Source organism: Pseudotamlana agarivorans (assembly GCF_001642835.1).
GTDB classification, from domain to species: Bacteria; Bacteroidota; Bacteroidia; order Flavobacteriales; family Flavobacteriaceae; genus Pseudotamlana; species Pseudotamlana agarivorans.
Genome location: NZ_LXEI01000040.1, coordinates 1 through 2,352 on the forward strand (window position 1 = coordinate 1; position 2,352 = coordinate 2,352).

General features: G+C 31.3%; 2 protein-coding genes. Both read left to right on the forward strand.

Features of this window, described 5'->3' with window-relative positions; translation table 11 throughout:
• The first annotated feature begins 163 nt into the window (after positions 1-163).
• Positions 164-655: a hypothetical protein gene (locus A6I66_RS16305; protein WP_067151938.1), complete on the forward strand. Its 492-nt coding sequence runs from the start codon at positions 164-166 to the stop codon at positions 653-655.
• Positions 656-1,393: 738 nt separating this feature from the next.
• Positions 1,394-2,230, forward strand: a complete 837-nt coding sequence (locus A6I66_RS16310) for a hypothetical protein (protein ID WP_157614285.1) — start codon at positions 1,394-1,396, stop codon at positions 2,228-2,230.
• Positions 2,231-2,352 lie beyond the last annotated feature (122 nt).

Genomic DNA, 2,352 nt, shown 5'->3' on the forward strand with positions numbered 1-2,352 from the left:
AGGTGCAATCCCCCATAGAAACCCCAAAATTCCTCAGTACGTAAGCTAACGTAAAATTGAGTAAATTGGAGCAGAAAATTTTAATAATTATGAAAAAATTGACTATTTATAAGTTATTGATTTTCAGAACAAAATTTCACTTTAGTCAGAATTTGAGAAAACGATGAACTTCGGAACAGACATAAACGAATTTTTAAAAAGTAGTGCAAAAAGAGCACTCCGAGGAAATACGCCTAAATCTTTAAGAAAAGCATCTATTGAATTAAATGATAAAGAAGTTCAATGGTTATGCGTTCTAGACCTATCAGCAACCGAAGATGACGTAAAAAACTGTGCAGTCGCTGGAACTGAAATAATTGCTGACTTTACTTGGGAATACGGTATTAATCAAATGTTTGAAAAAACTCAACCGAATGAAAAACCAAGAGCTTTAAAAAATATTGTTTATCAAAGATTGGAAAGAAATTTTAAAGAAAGAGATCTAGAAGAACAAGAATGGATTTCCGAAAACAATTATTGTGTAAAGTGTAAAAAAGCTGATACTGGATTGAATTACCCAATCGAATATGAATTTGACGAAAAAATTTATGTTGACGGAATTTGTAAACTTTGCGGAACTTCTTGCAGTACGGAAATAAAAATAGAAACGGAATAAAAACTGCACCTAACAAGGTGTATAATTAATGGCTAGGTCGAGCTTGCTTACGAATATTCCTGCGGAATATTCTATTCAGTTTTTATTTGTTAACTTCCGTGCTAAATCACGCCACTAATCATACACGAGACCGTTAGCGTTCATGGTTCACGCATCAAAAAACAGTGGTTTAAAAGCTAAAAATCAAAGCACTCTCCTACTCTGTCCAAACTAAAAAAGTGTTTAAAATATAAATGTTTTTATAAGTTTTGTGGCAAAGCAAAACGTGACAAATCGGACTTTCTTACTCAGCCGATTTCGGACCATAGCAATACGCAATCTGGACGGCGGACTGATAAACTGCATGGAAAAGCAAAACTCTATAATTCGGAATTAATTACTCAGACGGTTTCGGATTCCCAGCAAGACGCAATCTGTGCGGCTGACTGATAAACTAGATGGAAAAGCAAAGCGCATTAATTCGGATTTAATCACTCAGGACGGTTTCGGATTACAGCAACACGAAATCTGGATCCTAAAAACAAAACGTAATAAATTATTTGTTTAAAATTGGACTTCACATAAATCTATAAATAGCACGTACGCTAACAATATGTATAAAAAATTGCTACTTTAGGCAAGAAATTATGGCAAGTGCATTTTAGGACGGCTGATTTTCCTGCGGAAAATCATTCTCCTATTTGTCCGCAACTTCCCATACATGAGACCGTTGGCATTAATTTCACACAAACTCAAAAAATGGACGATTCAATTTTAAATGAATTATTGAATAATCTTTGCGAAAAAGAACTGAAACTTGTCAAAAACATTTTCTTTGAAACGGAGAAAAATTACGGAAAAAGAATTAAAGAAATTAATTCAAGTTCTAAATTTACATCTTCAGAGAAGCTTCAAGGTTATGGAATTACTATCCATGACAATGAAAAAATGAGTGATATAGTTTTACGTAAAGAACTCCTTCAAGCGTTTAATGCTAATATAGAAATCCTTGAAAACAAATTACTTTTAAATGAAAATTGTTTTTTACCATTAGGTATAATATTACACGAAATTGGACACGCTCGTGATTACTATTTTCGTAATCCATATTTGCCCAAATTAACTGATAAAACTCAATTTCGCTTTAAAGATGGCATTTCATATTATATAAATTACTTAATTTCTGAATTTTATGCAGAATATTTTTCAGTAAATAAACTACTGGAATTAAACTCTAAATTTGAATCTCGTGATTACGAAAATAGTTTTAATGACATTAAAATAGAGTTCGACAAAATTAAGAATGATTATTTAAAAACGAATGATTTATTAAAGTTGAGTAATTCTGTAATAGAAAAAGCGCATACTTTTATTTTGTATCCATTTTTCTTAAAATTAGGTTCAGAGAAAGCTGTTTACGAAAAAACTAATATTAAAACTAATTTTCTAGAAGCGCATAATGAACTAGTAAACTCATTAAAAAATGACACTCGAGAAACGTTTGACTTAATTTATATCTTGTTTCTCGATAAAGTCAGAGAATTTGGTGTTAAAATAGAAAGTAAAACCATTGGAGACAAAATAGAAATAAACTAATGCCAACAAAGTGTATAATTAATGGCTAGTTCGAGCTTGCTTACGAATATTCCTGCGGAATATTCTATTAGTTTTTTATTTGGTAACTTCCGTACTAAATAACGCCACTAATCATACACGAA